This is a genomic window from Aquabacterium sp. CECT 9606, from assembly GCF_918741295.1.
In the GTDB taxonomy this organism is placed as follows: Bacteria; Pseudomonadota; Gammaproteobacteria; order Burkholderiales; family Burkholderiaceae_C; genus Aquabacterium.
This window is the reverse complement of sequence record NZ_CAKKNB010000002.1, coordinates 22,575-40,682: the sequence shown is the minus strand read 5'-3', so window position 1 is coordinate 40,682 and position 18,108 is coordinate 22,575. Positions and strand designations below refer to the sequence as shown.

The 18,108-nt window shown below is 65.5% G+C and carries 15 protein-coding genes; 7 read left to right on the top strand and 8 right to left on the bottom strand.

Features of this window, described 5'->3' with window-relative positions; genetic code table 11:
• Positions 1-963 (bottom strand): LysR family transcriptional regulator, encoded by a 963-nt coding sequence (locus LQ232_RS07985; RefSeq protein ID WP_230179794.1) that lies wholly within the window; start codon positions 961-963, stop codon positions 1-3.
• A gap of 125 nt (positions 964-1,088) precedes the next feature.
• Here LQ232_RS07985 and LQ232_RS07980 point away from each other — a divergent pair, with 125 nt between their 5' ends.
• The 5 genes from LQ232_RS07980 to LQ232_RS07960 all read left to right on the top strand — a co-directional run bounded on the left by LQ232_RS07980 (position 1,089) and on the right by LQ232_RS07960 (position 8,191).
• Positions 1,089-1,913 carry an alpha/beta hydrolase gene (locus tag LQ232_RS07980; protein ID WP_371820144.1) on the top strand — a complete coding sequence of 275 codons (825 nt, stop codon included), beginning with the start codon at positions 1,089-1,091 and terminating at the stop codon, positions 1,911-1,913.
• Positions 1,910-3,136 (top strand): efflux RND transporter periplasmic adaptor subunit, encoded by a 1,227-nt coding sequence (locus LQ232_RS07975; RefSeq protein ID WP_230179793.1) that lies wholly within the window; start codon positions 1,910-1,912, stop codon positions 3,134-3,136. The genes LQ232_RS07980 and LQ232_RS07975 overlap by 4 nt, the downstream gene beginning before the upstream one ends.
• 12 nt (positions 3,137-3,148) lie before the next feature.
• Positions 3,149-6,361, top strand: coding sequence for an efflux RND transporter permease subunit (locus LQ232_RS07970; RefSeq protein ID WP_230179792.1), 3,213 nt, complete (start codon positions 3,149-3,151; stop codon positions 6,359-6,361).
• Positions 6,358-7,752, top strand: a complete 1,395-nt coding sequence (locus tag LQ232_RS07965; protein WP_230179791.1) for an efflux transporter outer membrane subunit — start codon at positions 6,358-6,360, stop codon at positions 7,750-7,752. Before LQ232_RS07970 ends, LQ232_RS07965 begins: the two co-directional genes overlap by 4 nt.
• A 109-nt stretch (positions 7,753-7,861) precedes the next feature.
• Positions 7,862-8,191, top strand: a complete 330-nt coding sequence (locus tag LQ232_RS07960) for a hypothetical protein (protein ID WP_230179790.1) — start codon at positions 7,862-7,864, stop codon at positions 8,189-8,191.
• Here the strand turns inward: LQ232_RS07960 and LQ232_RS07955 are convergent.
• Genes LQ232_RS07955 through LQ232_RS07925 form a run of 7 tightly spaced genes read right to left on the bottom strand, consistent with a single transcriptional unit; the run spans position 8,121 to position 15,007 of the window.
• Complete coding sequence (locus tag LQ232_RS07955; protein ID WP_230179789.1) at positions 8,121-8,870, bottom strand: aspartate/glutamate racemase family protein; 750 nt, start codon at positions 8,868-8,870, stop codon at positions 8,121-8,123. The two genes, LQ232_RS07960 and LQ232_RS07955, sit on opposite strands and share 71 nt — an antisense overlap.
• Before the next feature lie 28 nt (positions 8,871-8,898).
• Positions 8,899-9,696, bottom strand: a complete 798-nt coding sequence (locus LQ232_RS07950; protein ID WP_230179788.1) for a GntR family transcriptional regulator — start codon at positions 9,694-9,696, stop codon at positions 8,899-8,901.
• Positions 9,697-9,707: 11 nt separating this feature from the next.
• The gene (locus LQ232_RS07945) at positions 9,708-10,595 is read right to left on the bottom strand and encodes an ABC transporter permease (RefSeq protein ID WP_230179787.1); all 888 of its coding nucleotides are present in this window, start codon (positions 10,593-10,595) and stop codon (positions 9,708-9,710) included.
• Positions 10,595-11,470, bottom strand: a complete 876-nt coding sequence (locus LQ232_RS07940; RefSeq protein WP_230179786.1) for an ABC transporter permease — start codon at positions 11,468-11,470, stop codon at positions 10,595-10,597. The genes LQ232_RS07945 and LQ232_RS07940 overlap by 1 nt, the downstream gene beginning before the upstream one ends.
• 6 nt (positions 11,471-11,476) lie before the next feature.
• Entirely contained in the window at positions 11,477-12,553 is a 1,077-nt protein-coding gene (locus tag LQ232_RS07935; protein ID WP_230179785.1) for a porin, read from the bottom strand.
• Positions 12,554-12,600: 47 nt separating this feature from the next.
• The gene (locus LQ232_RS07930) at positions 12,601-13,926 is read right to left on the bottom strand and encodes a PotD/PotF family extracellular solute-binding protein (protein WP_230179784.1); all 1,326 of its coding nucleotides are present in this window, start codon (positions 13,924-13,926) and stop codon (positions 12,601-12,603) included.
• 25 nt (positions 13,927-13,951) lie between these two features.
• Positions 13,952-15,007 (bottom strand): ABC transporter ATP-binding protein, encoded by a 1,056-nt coding sequence (locus LQ232_RS07925; protein WP_230179783.1) that lies wholly within the window; start codon positions 15,005-15,007, stop codon positions 13,952-13,954.
• Positions 15,008-15,307: 300 nt separating this feature from the next.
• Between LQ232_RS07925 and LQ232_RS07920 the strand changes: the two genes are divergently transcribed.
• Entirely contained in the window at positions 15,308-17,278 is a 1,971-nt protein-coding gene (locus LQ232_RS07920) for a M64 family metallopeptidase (RefSeq protein WP_230179782.1), read from the top strand.
• 118 nt (positions 17,279-17,396) lie between these two features.
• Complete coding sequence (locus LQ232_RS07915; RefSeq protein ID WP_230179781.1) at positions 17,397-18,086, top strand: PEP-CTERM sorting domain-containing protein; 690 nt, start codon at positions 17,397-17,399, stop codon at positions 18,084-18,086.
• The last annotated feature ends 22 nt before the right edge of the window (positions 18,087-18,108 follow it).

The window sequence follows — 18,108 nt, the reverse complement described above, 5'->3', positions numbered from 1 at the left end:
TCAGGCTGCAGTGAGCAAGGGCTTGCGCTTGGCCACCATGGCCAGCGAGCACTTTTGCTGGATCAGATCATGTGTGGCGAACAGCTCGGCGATCCAGTCCACGAACACACGCAGCTTGTTGCTCAGGTGCCGGTTGGGCGGGTAGACCACGTAGACCGGCCGCGGGCCTGAACACCAGTCCATCAGGATCGGGTCCAGCGCGCCGCTGCTGATGTGGTCCTGCACCAGGAAGGTCAGGGCCTGCATCACGCCCAGGCCCGCCAGGCCGGCGGCCACGTAGGCGTTGGAATCGTTCAGCGAGATCAGGTGCTTGCCTTGCACCTCGTGGGTCTCGCCGTCCTTGCTCAGCTCGATGGGTTTGAGTTGGCCCGTGCGCGGCATGGTGTAGCGCACGATGGTGTGGTTTTCTTCCAGGTCGCGCGGGTGCGTGGGCGTGCCGTGGCGCTTGAGGTAATCGGGCGTGGCGCACATCACCAGGTAGACATCGCCAATGCGCCGCGCCACCAGGGATTGGTCGGTCAGCTCGCCGCCACGCACCACGCAATCGATGTTCTCGCCCACCATGTCCACCGGCCGGTCGCTCACGCCCAGGTCCAGCTGGATGTCGGGATAACGGGCGTGGAAGTCGGGCAAGGAGGGGATGATGACGGCCAGGCCCAGCGAGGCGGGCACGTCCACGCGCAGGCGACCGCGCGGGTTGGCCTTGGCATGCGACATGCTGGATTCGAGTTCGTCCAGCTCGCCCAGCAAACGTGTGGCGCGGTCGTAGTAGGCCGCACCGTCGGGTGTGACGGTGACGCGGCGAGTCGTGCGGTGCAGCAGCTTGGTTTGCAGCTCTGTCTCCAGCGTCTGGATCAGGCGCGTGACCGTGGGCTTGGGCAGGTTCATCGAATCGGCCGCCTTGGTGAAGGTGCCCGCCTCCACCACCCGCACAAAGGTTTGCATGGCTAGAAATTTGTCCATGGGCCTGATTGTTGTCTCAACTGAAATAAAGCATGAGCGCCAGGGCTATTTATTGGTTGGCTTTAAGTGAATAAATTCTGCTGCATCGCAACATCGTGCAGGGGCCACCCACGTGGCCACGGAAGATGGTCACTCAGCCCACCGAGATCAACGTTCTGGACCGGCCTATGGCGGTGCGCTTTTACGGCGCCCGGCCCAAAGTGGGCGCGGTGCCTTTGGTGGTGCACTTCCACGGCGGCGCCTTTGTGCAAGGTGGGCTGGACAGTGGCTCGGCCATCGCACGGCTGATCGCCGAGGCGGGCGCGGTGGTGGTCTCGCTGGACTATCCCTTGGCGCCCGCCCACCCGTTTCCGCAGGCCGCCGAGCAAGGCTACGCGGCGCTGCAATGGGCCTACAAGCACCGGACCAAGCTGGCGGGTGACAAGGCGCCTGTGTTCGTGGCCGGCGAAGAAGCCGGGGGCAACCTGGCCGCTGCGGTGACGCTGATGGTGCGTGACCAACGCCAACCCCCGCTGGCCGGCCAGATCCTGTTGTCGCCGATGCTGAACCCCTGCCTGGGCACCGCTTCATTGCGCGCGGCCGAGGCTGGCGTCAAGGGCTGCCGCTGGGCCGATGGCTGGAAGCAGTACTTGTCGCAGGTGGGCGATTGCACCCACCCCTATGCCGCGCCTGGTCCCTCGCTGCGCCTGGGCGAATTGCCGCCCGCCTTGTTGCTGACGGCGGGTGACGACCCCTTCAAGGACGAGTCGCTGGACTATGCCCGGCGCCTGCGCGCGGCCGGTGTGAAGGTCAAGGACGCCGTGCTGCCCGCTCCCACCGGCTGGCCCTGCAGCTGCATGAACCCCGAAAGCCACGACGCCCCCTGGGCCCAGAGCGTGCGCGAGCACGTCCAACAATTTTTTGCCTCATCCAACGCATCTGCATCCGCTTCAAAGGGAATCACATCATGAAGAACCGCATCAACGCACGCCCCTGGGCCATTGGCACCGTGGTCACCGCCCTCATTGCGGCATCGGCTGGCTATTTTGGTCTGCGAGCCCTGCCCGATGCCAAGGCCAAGGCGCCCGAATCGTCGACGCAGCCACAGGCCACGCCGGTGTCTGTCGCCGTGGTCACGGCCTCGGACGTCGCCACGTGGGACGAGTTCTCAGGGCGGCTCGAAGCCGTGGAGCGCGTGGACGTCCGCTCGCGCGTGGCGGGCGCCATCCAGTCGGTGCACTTCCGCGAAGGTGCCATCGTCAAGCAGGGCGAGCTGTTGATCACCATCGATCCCGCGCCTTACGCGGCCGAGGTGGACCGCGCCGAAGCGCAGGTGGTGTCGGCCCAGGCCCGAGCCACCTACGCCAAGAGCGACCAGGCCCGCGCCAAGCGGCTGCTCGATGAACAAGCCATCGCCCAGCGCGAATACGACGAACGCCTGAACAGCCTGCACGAGGCCGACGCCAACCTGCGCGCCGCACAGGCCGCCCTGAACACCGCCAAGCTGAGCCTGGGCTACACGCAAGTGCGCGCCCCGGTCAGCGGCCGGGTGGGCAAGCTGGAAGTCACCGTGGGCAACCTGGTGGCCGCTGGCCCGGGCGCGCCGGTGCTGACCACGCTGGTGTCCGTCAGCCCCATCTACGCCAGCTTCGACGCCGATGAGCAGGTGGTGATGCACGCCCTGCGCGACTTGCCGGGCGGTGCCAGCGCGCGTGCCAAACTGGAGAGCATCCCCGTGCAGATCGGCACCGCGACGACGGAAGACGCGACCATCGCCGGGCACCTGCAACTGATCGACAACCAGGTCGATGCCAAGAGCGGCACCGTGCGCGTGCGCGCGGTGTTCGACAACAAAGATGGCAGCCTGATGCCAGGTCAGTTCGCCAAGGTGCGCATGGGCCAGACCAAGACGACCGGCGCCTTGCTGGTCAACGAGCGCGCCATCGGCACCGACCAGAGCAAGAAGTTCGTGATGGTGGTGGGCGCCGACAACAAGACCGCCTACCGCGAAGTGACGCTGGGCGCCGAGGCCAATGGCCTGCGGGTGGTCACCAGCGGCCTGAAGGCCAATGAACGCATCGTCGTCAACGGCCTGCAGCGCGTGCACCCGGGCACGTTGGTCGCGCCGACCAACGTGCCGATGGATGCCAAGCCCGAGCTGCAAGCGCGCCAAGAAGGCCAGAGCCAAATCTAAAAGAAGAACGCCATGAACCTGTCCAAATTCTTCATCGACCGCCCGATCTTCGCGGGCGTGCTGTCCCTGCTGATCTTCATCTCAGGCCTGATTGCATTGCGCGCGCTGCCGATCTCCGAGTACCCCGAGGTTGCCCCGCCCTCGGTGATCGTGCGCGCACAGTACCCCGGCGCCAACCCCAAGGTCATCGCCGAGACCGTGGCCACGCCGTTGGAGGAATCCATCAACGGCGTGGAGAACATGCTCTACATGGGCAGCCAGGCCACCACCGATGGCCTGATGACCTTGACCGTGACCTTCAAGCTGGGCACCGACCCGGACAAGGCGCAGCAGATGGTGCAGAACCGCGTCTCGCAGGCCGAGGCGCGCCTGCCCGAGGAAGTGCGCCGTTTGGGCGTGACGACGATCAAGAGCGCGCCGGACCTGACCATGGTGGTCCACCTGGTCTCGCCCAACGAGCGCTACGACATGACTTACCTGCGCAACTACGCGGTGCTCAACGTCAAGGACCGCCTGGCGCGGATCGAAGGCGTGGGGCAGGTGCAGCTGTTCGGCTCGGGGGACTACTCGATGCGCGTGTGGCTGGACCCGCAGAAGGTGGCGCAGCGCGGCCTGTCGGCCGGTGACGTGGTGCGCGCCATCCGCGAGCAAAACATCCAGGCGGCGGCCGGTGTGGTGGGCGCCTCGCCCGGCCTGCCGGGGGTGGACCTGCAGTTGTCGATCAACGCGCAAGGCCGTCTGCAAAGCGAAGCCGAGTTCGGCGACATCATCGTCAAGAGCAGCCCCGATGGCGCCGTGACGCGCCTGAAAGACATCGCGCGCCTGGAACTGGGCGCCTCCGAATACGCGCTGCGCTCGCTGCTGGACAACAAGTCCGCCGTGGCCGTGCCGGTGTTCGCCGCGCCCGGCTCCAACGCCATCCAGATCTCGGACAACGTGCGCGCCACCATGGCCGAGATCAAGAAGAACATGCCCGAAGGCGTGGACTACAAGATCGTTTACGACCCGACGCAGTTCGTGCGCTCCTCCATCGACGCCGTGGTCCACACGCTGCTTGAAGCGGTGGCCCTGGTGGTGATCGTGGTGATCCTCTTCCTGCAGACCTGGCGCGCCTCGGTGATCCCGCTGCTGGCCGTGCCGGTGTCGGTGATCGGCACGTTTGCGATCATGCATTTGTTCGGCTTCTCGATCAACGCGCTGAGCCTGTTCGGCCTGGTGCTGGCCATCGGCATCGTGGTCGACGACGCCATCGTGGTCGTTGAAAACGTGGAGCGCAACATCGAGGCTGGGCACAGCCCGCGCGAGGCCACCTACCGGGCCATGCGCGAAGTGTCCGGGCCCATCATCGCGATCGCGCTGGTGCTGATCGCCGTGTTCGTGCCGCTGGCCTTCATCAGCGGTTTGACCGGCCAGTTCTACAAGCAGTTCGCGCTGACCATCGCCATCTCGACCGTGATCTCCGCCGTCAATTCGCTGACCCTCTCACCCGCTTTGGCCGCCATGCTGCTGAAGGGCCACGACGAACCGAAGGACAAGCTCACGGTGTTCATGGACAAGACCCTGGGCTGGTTGTTCCGCGGCTTCAACAAGGTCTTCCACCGCGGCTCGCACGCCTACAGCGGTGGCGTCAAGCGCGCCATCTCGGGCAAGGCCGTGATGCTGGTGGGCTACCTGATTTTGGTGGGCGTGACCGTGGGCCTGTTCAAGGCTGTGCCCAGCGGCTTCGTGCCCGGGCAGGACAAGCAGTACCTGATCGGCTTCGCGCAACTGCCCGATGGCGCCACCCTGGACCGCACCGAGAACGTGATCCGCCGCATGGGCGACATCGTGCTCAAGCAGCCGGGCGTGGAAAGCGCCGTGGCCTTCCCCGGCCTGTCGATCAATGGTTTCACCAACAGCTCGAACTCGGGCATCGTGTTCGCCACCTTGAAGGGCTTTGATGAGCGCAAGACCAAGGAGCTCAGCGGCGGCGCCATCGCCGGCCAGCTGAACCAGAAGTTCGGCGCCATTCAAGATGCCTTCATCGTGATGTTCCCGCCACCGCCTGTGCCGGGCCTGGGCACCACCGGCGGCTTCAAGCTGCAGATCCAGGACAAGGCCTCGCTCGGCTATGAGGCGCTGGACGCCGCCCTCAAAGCCTTCATGGCCAAGGCCTACAAGGCGCCTGAGTTGACGGGCATGTTCTCGAGCTTCCAGGTCAACGTGCCGCAGCTGTATGCCGACATCGACCGCACCAAGGCCCGCCAACTCGGCGTGCCCTTGACCGATGTGTTCGACACCATGCAGATCTACCTGGGCAGCCTCTACGCCAACGACTTCAACAAGTTCGGCCGGACCTATTCGGTGCGGGTTCAGGCGGACGCTGCCTTCCGCGCCCGGTCCGAGAACGTGGGGCAGTTGCAGGTGCGTTCCAGCACCGGCGAGATGGTGCCGCTGTCGGCGCTGATGAAGGTCAAGCCCAGCTTTGGACCGGAACGTGCCATGCGCTACAACGGTTTCCTGTCCGCTGACATCAATGGCGGTGCTGCCCCCGGCTTCTCATCCGGCCAGGCGCGCGAAGCCGTCGAGCGCATCGCTGCTGAAACCTTGCCCCCTGGCATCGGCTTCGAGTGGACCGAGCTGACCTACCAGGAGATCCTGGCCGGCAACTCCGCCATCCTGGTCTTCCCCTTGGCCATCCTGCTGGTCTTCCTGGTGCTGGCCGCGCAGTACGAAAGCCTGACCCTGCCCATCGCGATCATCCTGATCGTGCCCATGGGCCTGCTGGCAGCGATGACCGGCGTGTGGCTCTCGAACGGCGACAACAACGTCTTCACGCAGATCGGCTTGATCGTGCTGGTGGGGCTGTCGGCCAAGAACGCGATCCTGATCGTGGAGTTCGCCCGGGAGCTGGAGTTGAACGGACGCACCCCACTGCAGGCCGCGATCGAAGCCAGCCGCCTGCGCCTGCGCCCCATCCTGATGACCTCGCTGGCCTTCGTCATGGGCGTGCTGCCCCTGGTGCTGTCCACCGGCGCGGGCTCGGAGATGCGCCAGGCCATGGGCGTGGCCGTGTTCGCCGGGATGATCGGCGTGACGGCCTTCGGCCTCTTCCTCACCCCCGTGTTCTACGTGCTGATGCGCCGCCTGGCGGGCAACCGCCCGCTCAAGCACCACGGCCACGTGCCGCACATCGACGCCCTGCCCGATGGCCGCGGCGCCCACTTGCAGGAGCAACCCGCATGAAGAAAATGCATCATCTCTTAAGCCCCTTGCTGACCGTGTTGATCCTGGCTGGTTGCGCCTCGGCTCCACCCGTGGACACCGCTCAGTTGCCCATCACGCCCGCCACCTTCAAGGAAGAAGGCCACACCCGCTGGACCGTCAGCACGCCCGCCGAGTCACAAGCGCGTGGCGCCTGGTGGAAGTCTTTCAATGACCCGGCGCTGGACGACCTGGTGGACCGTGCCGGTGCGCGCAACACCAGTATCCAGACGGCGGCGGCCCGGTTGGCGCAAGCGCGCGCCTTGCTGAGGTCGGCCGACGCCGATCGTTTGCCGCAGGTGGGCCTGGGCGCGGGCGTCAAGCGCCAGGCTGCCCCGGCCATCGGCACGCCCCTGGGCACCGTGGCCAACGTGGGCGCCAACCTGTCTTACGAGCTGGACCTGTTCGGCCGCCTGGCCAAAGCGTCTGACGCTGCGAGCTTGGACGCGAAGTCACGCGAAGCCTTGTTGCAGAGCACGCGGCTGCTGGTCCAATCCAACGTGGCGCAAAGCTACCTGCAACTGCGCGCGCTCGACACCGAACGCGCCCTGGTGCGCGACACCGTGGAGGCCTACCGCAACACCTTGAGCCTGACCGAGCGGCGCTTCCAGGCCGGCGACGTGGCCGAGCTGGACGTGGCCCGCGTGCGCACCGAGGTCGCGGCCACCGAGTCCGAGGCCATCGCCTTGGATCGCCGCCGCGCCGAGCTCGAACATGCCCTGGCCGTGCTGGTGGGTGAGGCCGCATCCAGCTTCCAGGTCGAGCCGCGCGACTGGAACACGAAGCTGCCCCTGATTCCCGCGGGCGTGCCCTCCACCGTGCTGGCCCGCCGGCCCGATGTGTCGGCCGCGCAGACCTCATTGCTGGCCGCCCAAGCCCGCGTGGGCGTGGCCAAGGCCGCCTGGTTCCCCAGCCTGTCGTTGACGGCCAATGGCGGCTACGCCTCGCCCGACCTGGGCGACCTGTTCAAGTGGTCGACGCGGGCCTGGGGCGTGGGTGCTCTGCTGTCGCTGCCCATCTTCGACGGCGGCAAGCGCGAATCCGGCATCCAGATCGCCAATGCCGACCTGGACATCGCCGGTGCCACCTACCGCGAACAGGTGCTGGTCGCCTTCAAGGACGTGGAGGACCAGTTGTCCGCCCTGCGCCTGCTGGCCGACCAGGCCCAAGCCCAGTCGCGCGCGGTGGACTCGGCCACGCGGGCCACGGTGCTGTCCGAATCGCGCTACCGCAATGGCCTGGTCAGTCAGTTGGAGCTTCTGGACGCCCAGCGCAGCGAACTGAGCAACCGGCGCCAGGCCCTGCAGGTGCGATCGGCGCAATACCAAGCCACGGTGGGCCTGGTGCGAGCCTTGGGCGGAGCCTGGGAATGAGGGGTGCCCCCCTTTTTGGGGTGACCCGGACGTGACGGTGCGGCGGTAGCATCCGGGGCATGGACCTGACCAGGGTCTTCACACCAACAGGGGGAAACAGCTCATGGACATGGCGGCCATTTCAGTCGGCGCGGCGCTCACGCTCGTTTTGGCGATCCTGGTCTTGCAGACCCCACCCATCTGGTTTGCCGCCAAGATTGTGGGCGCGGGCAAGTCCGAGTTGTTGCCGGTGGCCATGGCCGTCCTGGCAGGCGGGGTCATCTCCGGGCTGCTGATCTGGTCCCTGGGCTTGAAGGCCCTGCTGATCATGCCTTTCGTGTACCTGGGCATCTACAAGTTCTACCTGGAGACCTCGTTCCTGGGGGCCTTCATCCTTTGTGTGCTGGGCCTGGCTTTCCAGGCGGCCCTGAACAGGTTCCTGGGCGTGTTGGCGCTGTAGAGCCTGACTGAACCGATAAAGCCACGGCGGCGGCCAGCCAGCGTCCACCCGCGGCCACGCTGTCAATCAACACCGTGCTTTGCCGGGCGGGCAGCTTGTCCGCCCAGCCTCCCAGCGCGGCGCCCCCCAGGATCACCGCGCTCAAGGGCGGCTCTTGCGCCAGGATGTCCATCACCGCCTGGTTCAGGGCGGTCAAGCCCTGCGGGGGATCGGCGGCCAGTTCGCCACCATGGGCCTCGACCGTGAGCACCCGTTGCAAGCCGGCCGGGCCGCTCATGTCCCAGCCCCTTGCCAACCGCTCCAGCATGGGCCCCCAGGCCGCGCCTCCCGTGACGATGCCGAAAGGGCCGATGGCCCGTGCCTCGCGCATGGCGGCCTCGGCCAGGCCGATCACGGGCACCTCCGTCATCTCGCGCAGGGCCCACACGCCGGGATCGCCAAAGCAGGCCACCAACACGGCTTTGGGGTGGCCGTGCTGCAGCAAGTGCAGGTGCCACGCGTCCAGCACCGCGTGCGCGGCCATCACATAGCTGGCTTCCGAGGCGATGTAGTCGTGACCAAAGGTGGCCGTCGTGCCGATCACCTCCAGGCCAGGCCGGGTCACCCAGGGCTTGAGCTGCTCGACCAGCGCCGTCGTCAGTTCCATCCGCATGTTGGGGTTGATGATGAGCACGTGCATGGCCAGCTCCTTGGGATGTTGCGGTGGCTCAACGCGCCACAGGCGTGCGCTGGCGTCTCGGCTTGGACAGCGCCTGCGCCACGTCCATCTCGGCAGGTGCGGTCGGCTGAAAGCTCAAGCTGGCCTCGATGTGGGCCAGGTGTTCCGCCATCAGTTGGACGGCCTGATCGACACTGCTTTTGCCTTGGGTGGCGCTGCGCAAGGCCGCCAACAGGCCCCGATGTTCTTCGCAGCGACAGGCTTGCACCCAGCGCATGGGCAACTTGCCGCCAGCCACCTGCAGGTGCTCCACGGGCGTGTAGCTCATCAGGATCAGGCTGGTGCGCGACACCAGTTTATGCAAAAAACGCGCGAATGTCTGGTGCGAGGCGGTCTCGGCCAGGAGCAGGTGGAACTGGCCGGACAGCCGCAAGGCCATGGTCTTGTTGCCCGTGCGGCGCGCTTCCTCTTCCGCGTCGATGCAGTCGGCCAGGGTCTTCAGGTCGCGGGCCTTGGCATGGGCCACGAAGCGTTGCACCAGCACGGTCTCGACCACGGTGCGCGCCTCGAAGACCTCGCGCGCTTCTTCCACCGTGGGCTCGGCCACGCTGGCACCCTTGTTGGGCTGGAGGGTCACCACCTGCTCGTGTGCCAGCCGGATCAGCACCTGGCGGACCCGTGTGCGCGAGACCCCAAAAGCCTGGCCCAGTTTGTCCTCGACCAGCTTGGTGCCGGGCAGCAGGCGCTGGTCCACGATGGCCTCGATCAAGCGTTGGTAGATCTCCTCGTCCGACAGGGTGGACGCGGGCTCGGCGGGGATGGTGACGGGCGATCGGGAAGAAGGCATGGGCAAGAGGGTCAGGCCTGGGCACCGGCACGGCGCCGCATCAAGGCAGCGGCGCCCAAAGCGGCGAAGATCACGAGCAGCGACACCACCGTGGTGCTGCTGCCCAGCGCATAGATCGAGGGCGTGGTCACCGTGGTGGTCAGGCCCTGCAATTCCAGTGGCAGTGTATTGACATCGCCAATGGCCTGCGATGACCGCGCGATCTCATCCCAGCTCAGCGTGAAACCGAACATGCCCACGCCCACCAGCGAGGGGCCGATCAGCGGCAGCACCACGTGGCGCAGCGTCTGCCAGGGCGTGGCACCCTGGTCGCGCGCGGCTTCTTCATACGCGGGGTTGAAACGGTTGAAAACCGCGAACATGATCAGCATGCCGAAGGGCAAAGTCCAGGTCAGGTGAGCACCCAGGCCCGAGGTGTACAGGCCCATCAGCGTGGTGTAGGACTCCAGCGTCTCGGTCCAGGCCAGGTGCGTCAGCATCGTCTTGATGACATCGTCGAACAGTCGAAACTGCAGGCCGATGCCCAGCGAGATGATGATGGACGGCATGATCAGGCTGGCCACCGCGGTGTAGAACAGCACGCCACCACCCTTGAAACCCTTGCGGAAGGCCAGGCCCGCCATCAACGAGAACAGCGTGGTCAGCAGCATCACCACCACGCCCAGCGCCAGCGAGCGCCGGATGGCCGCGCCGATGTCGACCACGCCCAGGCCCTTGAACAACTCGTGGTACCAGTGCAGAGACAAGCCGCGCATAGGGAAGGTCAGCCCGCCTTCAGGCCCCTGGAAGCTCAGCACGAAGATGGTGATCACCGGCCCGTACAAGAACAGGATGTACAGCGCACAGAAGATGGCCAAGGGGATGAAGCCGCGCGAGCGGCGGCGAACGGTGCCAGCCATCAGAGTTCCTTGCGAAGGTCGACGAGGCGGTTCAGCGCCACGATGATCAACAACACGACCCCCAGCAGCACCACGGCATTCGCGGCGGCCAGTGGGAACTGCAGGTAAGAGGTCTGCACCTGGATGGTCTTGCCGACCGAGGCGATCTGCTGGCCACCCATCACGCCCACAGTGACGAAATCGCCCATGACCAGGGTGATGACGAAGATGGAGCCGATCAGGATGCCCGTGCGGCACAGCGGCACGATGACGTTCCACAGTGTCTGCCAGGCGGTGGCGCCCGCATCGTCGGCCGCTTCGATCAGCGAGCGGTCGATTTTCATCATCGAGTTGAAGATGGGCACCATCATGAAGGTGGTGTTCAGGTGCACGAAGGCCAGCACCACGGCGAAGTCCGAGTACAGCAGCCAGTCCAGTGGCGCGTTGGTCAAGCCCAGGCTTTGCAGGGTCTGGTTCACCCAGCCGTTGCGGCCCAGCAGCGGGATCCACGAGATCATGCGGATCACGTTGGACGTCCAGAAGGGGATGGTCATCACGGTGAAGATCACCGTTTGCGCGCCCACACTGGGCACGTGAAACGCCACGAAGTAGGCCAGCGTGAAACCGATCACCAGGGTGATCAGCCACACCAGCCCGCAGAACTTCAGCGTCGACAGGTAGGTCTTGAAGGTGGTGCACAGCTCGCCCGATTCACCCCCGCCAAAACAGCCCTGGAACAAGGACACGTAGTTGTCCAGCGTGAAGCCGGGCTCCAGCGTGTACTCGTTTTGCGGCCAGAAACTCACCGCGCCCACGAGCAGCAACGGCATCACGAAGAAGACCAGAAAGACCCCGCCCATGGGCAAGGCCTGGATCCAGGCGGGCAAGGTTTTCATGGCAGATCAGAAGCTGTGCGTGATGCCGGCGGTCACCAGCGTCTGCTTCTGGCCGGGCAGGCCGGCAAAGCCATTGCCCTCGGTGACGAAGGCGAAGTCGGCGTTGCCCATGTTGCGCGAGAAGATCAAGTTGGCGTTCAGGCTGGTGCGCTTGGACAGCGCGTAGCTGGCGCGCACGCGGGTGTAGCCGGTGCCGTCGGCGCTCTTGTCCACGTCCTTCTTCACGTAGTCCACCGACACGGCGGCCGCGGCGGTGATGGGCACGTCCAGGCCCACGTCGAACAGCTTGGCCTTGAAGGCGCCCACGTTGGTGCTGGCGGTGCCGGGGGGCGGGATCAAGTAGTTCACTTCGGACGAGGCCAGGCCCAGGCGGGTCTTGAGCACGCCAAAGTCGTAGCTCAGGCCACCGGCGTACATCGTGTTGCCCTTGTAGACGCCGAAGGGGTCCTTTTCGGAGAAAGCCGTCAGGCCGATGCTGAACATGCCGACCGTGTAGGTGGCCGCACCCTGGACCTTCTGGCCCGCGCTCTTCATGCCGGCCTTCTCGCCAGCTGAGTAATACAGGCCGCCTTCAAAGCCGCCCCAGTTGGGCGAGTTGTACTTGATGGCGTTGTCATAGTAATCGCTCAGCGCACCAAAGCCGCTCATCAGGAAGGGCGAGTAGAAGCCGAAGACGAAGTAGTTGCCCATGTAGTCATCGGCCACGTTCCATTGGTGGCCCAGCTTGATGGAGCCGAAATCACCGGCCAGGCCCACGTAGGCACCGCGGTTCCAAAAAGCACTGCTGTTGCCACTCGAGCCGGTGTCCGGATGGATCGTTGATTCGAGGTCGAAGACGGCCTTCAGGCCGCCGCCCAGGTCTTCCACACCCTTGACGCCGATGCGCGAGTTGACGATGGCGTTGTCCTCGATCTTGGCGACCGACTTGGTGGTGCCCAGCGCAGGGTTGTAGACCTTGCTGGCGCTCAACACATCCAGGCCGATGGCCCCGTAGATGGTGACGGACGATTGGGCCTGGGCCGAGCCGATCAGGCCCAGTAAAGAAGCGGCGGCAGTGGCCGACAGGCGAGAAAGCGTGTTCATGGATGGATGACTCCGTTGGGATGAAGAAAGAGGTGGTGAGGACAAAATCAGGCGGCCACGAACTCGTTCCATTTCTGGACCATGTAGGTGTTTTCGTCCATGAGCGCGTTCCAGCAGGCGATGCCGCCCATGCGCTCTTCGTAGCTGCCGCCATCGCGCTTTTCACCGGCCTTGGCCAGCAGTTGGCCGGTGGGCGATTTGATGTCTTGCGACGCGGGCTTGCCTTCCATCCAGTAAGCCCATTCGTAAGGCTCCATCTTGGCCTTGGCGGTGTCCAGCACGGCGCTGTAATAGCCCTGGCGGTTCAGGTAGGCGCCGGCCCAGCCATCAAGGAACCAGTTGATGAATTCATAAGTGGCGTCCAGTTTCTTGCCCGAGGCGGTGGCCGGCACGCCGAAGCCGGCGGCCCAGGCGCGGTATCCCTCCTTCAATGGCTGGAAGGTGCAGGCGATGCCCTTGGTGCGCACGGCCGTCACGGCGGGCGACCACATCGACTGGATCACCACCTCGCCCGACGACATCAGGTTGACCGACTCGTTGAAGTCCTTCCACAGGCTGCGGAACTGGCCGGCCTTCTTGGCTTCGATCAAGGTCTTGATCGTCAGGTCGATCTCCTTCTTGCTCATGTTGCCCTTGTCGGGGTACTTGTAGAGGCCCATGGCCTCGACCACCATGGCGGCGTCCATGATGCCGATGGAGGGGATGTTGAGGATGGCGGCCTTGCCTTTGAACTCGGGGTTCAGCAACTCTTTCCATGACGTGATGGGGCGCTTGATCAGGTCGGGCCGGATGCCCAGCGTGTCGGCGTTGTAGACCGTGGGGATCAGCGTCATGAACTGCGTGGGCGTCGAAGCGAACTTCTTGCTCTTCTCTCCTTCCAGGAACATCACCTTCTTGGGCGCGGTGCCCTGGTCGCCCACCTTCTTGCCGTTGACCTCGCCCTTGGTGAACAGCGAGGTGATCTTGTCGGCGTTCTTGATTCGCTTGACGTCGATGCCCTTCAGGTTGCCCGTGGGGATGATCTTCTTGAGCGAGAAGTACTCGGTGTCGATCAGGTCGAAGCTGTTGGGCGCGGTCACGGCGCGCTTGGTCACGTCGTCGGTCGTCACGGGGATGTACTGCACCTTGATGCCGGTGTCGGCCTCGAACTTGTCGGCGATGGTCTTGTCTTGGTTGACGGCGGTGCCCAGGTAGCGCAGCACGATGGGGTCGGCCGAATGCACGAAAGGCGCGTAGCCGCTGGCCAGGATGCCGGTGGCGCCCAGCAGGCCGCCTTTGAGCACGGTGCGGCGCGACAGGCCGCTGCTGCTGGCGTCAAGCGATTCAGTGGGTGTGTTGACAGGCGTGTTGAGATCTTCGGGGCGATGAGGCATGGGTCTCTCCAAGGGGGGTGAAAAATCAGGCGGCCAAGGCGTGCACGTCGGTGGCCAGCCAATGGGCTGATGCGGTCTCGCCAGGTTGCCAAGGCGATGCATCGAAGGCCGCCTCACTCAGCACCACGTTGAGCTCGCCTTCATCGGGCAAGGCGGGGCTGCGCAAGGTCAGCAGCACATAGGTGCCTTGGTATTCCACGCCGGTCACGGTGGCCGGCAGGCTGGTGTTCGAGATGGGCAGGGCCTCGCGGCTCAGTTGGGTCTTGTCTGTGCGCACGGCCAGCTTGGCGGTGGTGGTGGGGATCACGTTGTGGCCACCGATGAAGCGGGCCACGAACTCGGTGCGCGGCGCGTTGAAGATCTCGTGCGGCGTGCCGTTCTGCTCGATGCGGCCGGCGTTCATCACCACGACCTGGTCGGCCAGGGCCATGGCCTCTTCCTGCGAGTGCGTCACGTGGATGAAGGTCATGCCCAGGCTCTTCTGCCAGGCTTTCAACTCGGCCCGCATCTTGACGCGCAGGAAAGGGTCGAGGGCGGACAAAGGCTCGTCCAGCAGCAGCACACGCGGTTCGGTGATCAGCGCGCGGGCCAGGGCCACGCGCTGTTGCTGCCCGCCCGACAGCTCGGCCGGCTTGCGGTGCGCCAGGTGGCCCAGCGACACGCGTTCCAGCAGGGCCTGCGCCTTGGCGTGGCGCTCGGCCTTGTCCATGCCGCGCATCTTCAGGCTGAAGGCCACGTTGTCCAGCGAACTCAAATGCGGGAACAGCGCATAGCTCTGGAACATCATCGACGTTCCGCGTGCCGACGCCGGCAAGCGTGTGATGTTGCGGCCACCCAGCACGATGTCGCCTTCGCTGGCGTCTTCGTGGCCGGCGATCATGCGCAGCGTTGAGGTCTTGCCGCAGCCCGATGGGCCCAGCAGGCAGCAGTAGTGGCCTGCCTTGATGGTCAGATCGATGTGGTCGACGGCCATGGGGGCTTGCGGCCCCACGCCATAGCGCTTGACGAGGCTGCTCAGCTCAAGGTCGGCTTGGGCGGCCATGGTGGCCTTGCGTTGCTCATGAAGCGGCGGGGATGACATCGGACTTCTCCATCGGGCTTGCGCCAACGGAGGCCTTCATTGCAATGCATGTGCCAGGCATTTCACCGGACCAAAACGCCCATGCCTGCGCTTTTGCGGGGCGAAAATGGGCCCGTGCGCACCAGATTGCATACAAAACATGTATTCAATCTGCCTTCAAGCTGTGCATGCACTTGAATGGCGTGACCGCCCTGCAGCCGGACTCGGGTAAGCCTGGGTGCAAATGGGCCCAGTGGGTGATGAGTTTCTGCCTGGGGTCTGCTAAAAAGCGCCTTCCACCAAATGGAACGGGGAAAGCACATGAAACAACACAGCGGACGATTGAAATGGGTGGGCGGCGCACTGCTGGCCTTGGCGGCAGGCCTGGCGCAGGCCGAAGAGGCCCACTACTTCGTGGTGCGCGAGCAGGCCAATGGCGCGCTCAGCGTGGCCTCGCACCGGATTGTCAATGTCAGCGGCAAGATCTCGCCCCTGGCGGCCAGCCAGCCCGGGCGACAGCAAAGCGTGCTGGCTGCGTCCCTGGTCGACAAGAAGACGGGCAACGCGGGCTTCACCACGCAAGCCGTGGGGTCGCCCTGGATCCGCGCCGAGTTTCAAAGCCCGGGGCAGACCCAGATCGAAGGGCGTGTGGTACCCGCCAGTGAGCGCCAGTACGTGCTGCGCGTGCCCGTGCAGTCGGGCAAGGTGCTGCGCCTGAAAAGCAATACCACCGCCGCTGGTGTGAGCGCCCGTTCCAGTTCCGCCGCCGCCAAGGCGCCCCCGCCGGCCGTGCTTGAGATCGACCTGGACCAGTACAAGCCTTCATCCGCCTTGCAGCGCCTGGCCCCGGCCCCCGCGGTGCCGGGCAGCGACAGCGGCCTGCTGATCAACAACGGTGATGCGGCCAACCGCCTGGACCTGCTCGTGGTGGCCGAGGGCTACACCCTGGACCAGAAGGCCCAGTTCATGACCCAGGCCACCGAGCTGGCCAACAAGTTCCTGTCCATCTCGCCCTACAAGGACTACCAGCAGCTGATCAATGTGCGCTGGTTGTTCGTGCCCTCCAACCAGTCCGGCGCCGACAAGCCCGACTGTGGCGAAACCCCGGGGGCCGAGGTGGTGATGGTGGACACCGCCTTTGACGCCACCTACTGCGCGGCCGGCCTGCGCCGATTGCTGGTGGTCGATGGCGGCAAGGTGCTCACCGCCGCCGCCGATGTGCCCGACTGGGACATGGTGGCCGTGCTGGTCAACGATGAAGAGTACGGCGGCTCGGGCGGCTACATCTCGGTGTCGTCCACCAACGGCTCGTCGGCCGAAGTCATGCAGCACGAGCTGGGCCATTCCTTCAGCAAGCTGGCCGACGAGTACGACAGCCCCTACCCGGGCTACCCCGCGTGCAGCGACCTGCCGGGCTCAACCCTCGGGGCCTGCGAAGCCAACGTCACCGACCAGACCGCCCGCAGCAGCCTGAAGTGGCGGCGCTGGGTGGCCAGCACCACCCCCATCCCCAGCGTGGCACCGATGCCCGATCCCATCGAGGCAGGCTTGTGGCAAGGCGCGCGCTACCAATCCAGTGGCATGTACCGCCAATGCTTCAGCGGCATCATGCGATCGTTGGGCGCACCGTTTTGCCACGTGGACAGCGAGGCCTTCGTCAAGCAGTTGTTCGGCGGTGGCTGGGGCGCCCCCAGTGCGGGCATCAGCCTGATCGAACCCGGTGCCTTGCCCACCGCCTCCAGCGTGAGCACCTACGTGGGCACCCCGGTGGGCTTCCAGGTCACGGTGGCAGGTTCGGCCAACAATGGTGAGCTGACGGGCACTTGGCTGGTTGACCAGCAGCCCGTCAAAACCGTGGCCACCCAACATGGGCAGTGGCAGACCTTCACCTACACGGTGACCAACACCGCGCCGCACACGGTGGAGTTCAAAGTCAAGGACAACACCCCCTTGGCCCTGGACGCTCCCACGTCCTCCAAGGTCTGGACGGTCCAGGGCGTGGCGGCGTTGCCTGGCGCTCCCACCATCACGGCCCTGACCCCGGGCTGGTACTCGTTGAAGCTGTCTTTCCTGCCCCCGGCCGCCGTGCCGGGCGCGGTCGTCACGGGCTACGTGTCCACCTGCACAGCGCCCAACCGGGCCACGGTCACCGTCACGGCCAGCAAGTCGCCCATCGCAATGAACTGGCTGCCCGGCGGCGTGACCTACACCTGCACCCTGGTGGCCAAAAGCGCGGCGGGCAATGGCCCGGCATCGGCCCCCCGCAGCGCCAAGACGCTCAAGTTGTTCTGATCGGCCACGCGGGCTCGTCTCCCTAGTTCAAAGCACCTGACCCCCTAAGGCTTGGCCTTGTCGGCTTCGGTCGGCAACCCTAGCCTCGGGGTCTTGTCAAAGAACCAGGAGATACCGCATGACTTCTTCATTCCAACAAATGCTTGGCCGCGCCGCGATCGCGGTGTCGGTGGCTGCCACCGCGCTGCCCTCTCTGGCAGCCACCTCGGGTTACAGCGAAACCTGGGACACCGGTGGCAACCTGGCCGGCTGGCTGGGCAACACCACCGACAGCGTCGTCAGCAACCCAGGCGCGGGCGGCAACGGCGGTGGTTACCTCGAAACCGCCCGCAGCGGCCCCTTCCCCATCGGGGCGGTCACCCTGCTGCCCGCGGCCACCGGCAGCTTCGGCACCCAGGCCTGGAACGCCAAGGTCGACCTGGTCGGCCTGACCGGCACCACCAGCGATGTGTGGCTGCGCTTTCGTTACCAAGACGCCACCTTCAATGGCTGGCGCTACCGTTTGACCGGCGAACTGGGCCGCAACTGGCAGACCTTCGGCGTGAGTTTTGACCCCACCTGGACCGATGCTCAGGCGCAAGCCAACGGCTGGGAAACGGATTTCGCCAATGGCTCGGGCAGCGTGAGCTGGGCGCAGACCCTGGGTTCGGTCTACACCACCGAGATCCGCATTGATGGCACGGCCTCCTTGAAGGCGGGCATCGACAACTTCTCGTTGACCGCCGTGCCGGAACCCTCAAGCTATGCGCTGGTGCTGGCGGGCTTGGGCGTGGCCGGATGCATGGCACGCCGTCGCCGCGCCGGCTGAGGCGCCTCATGCCGCTAGGATG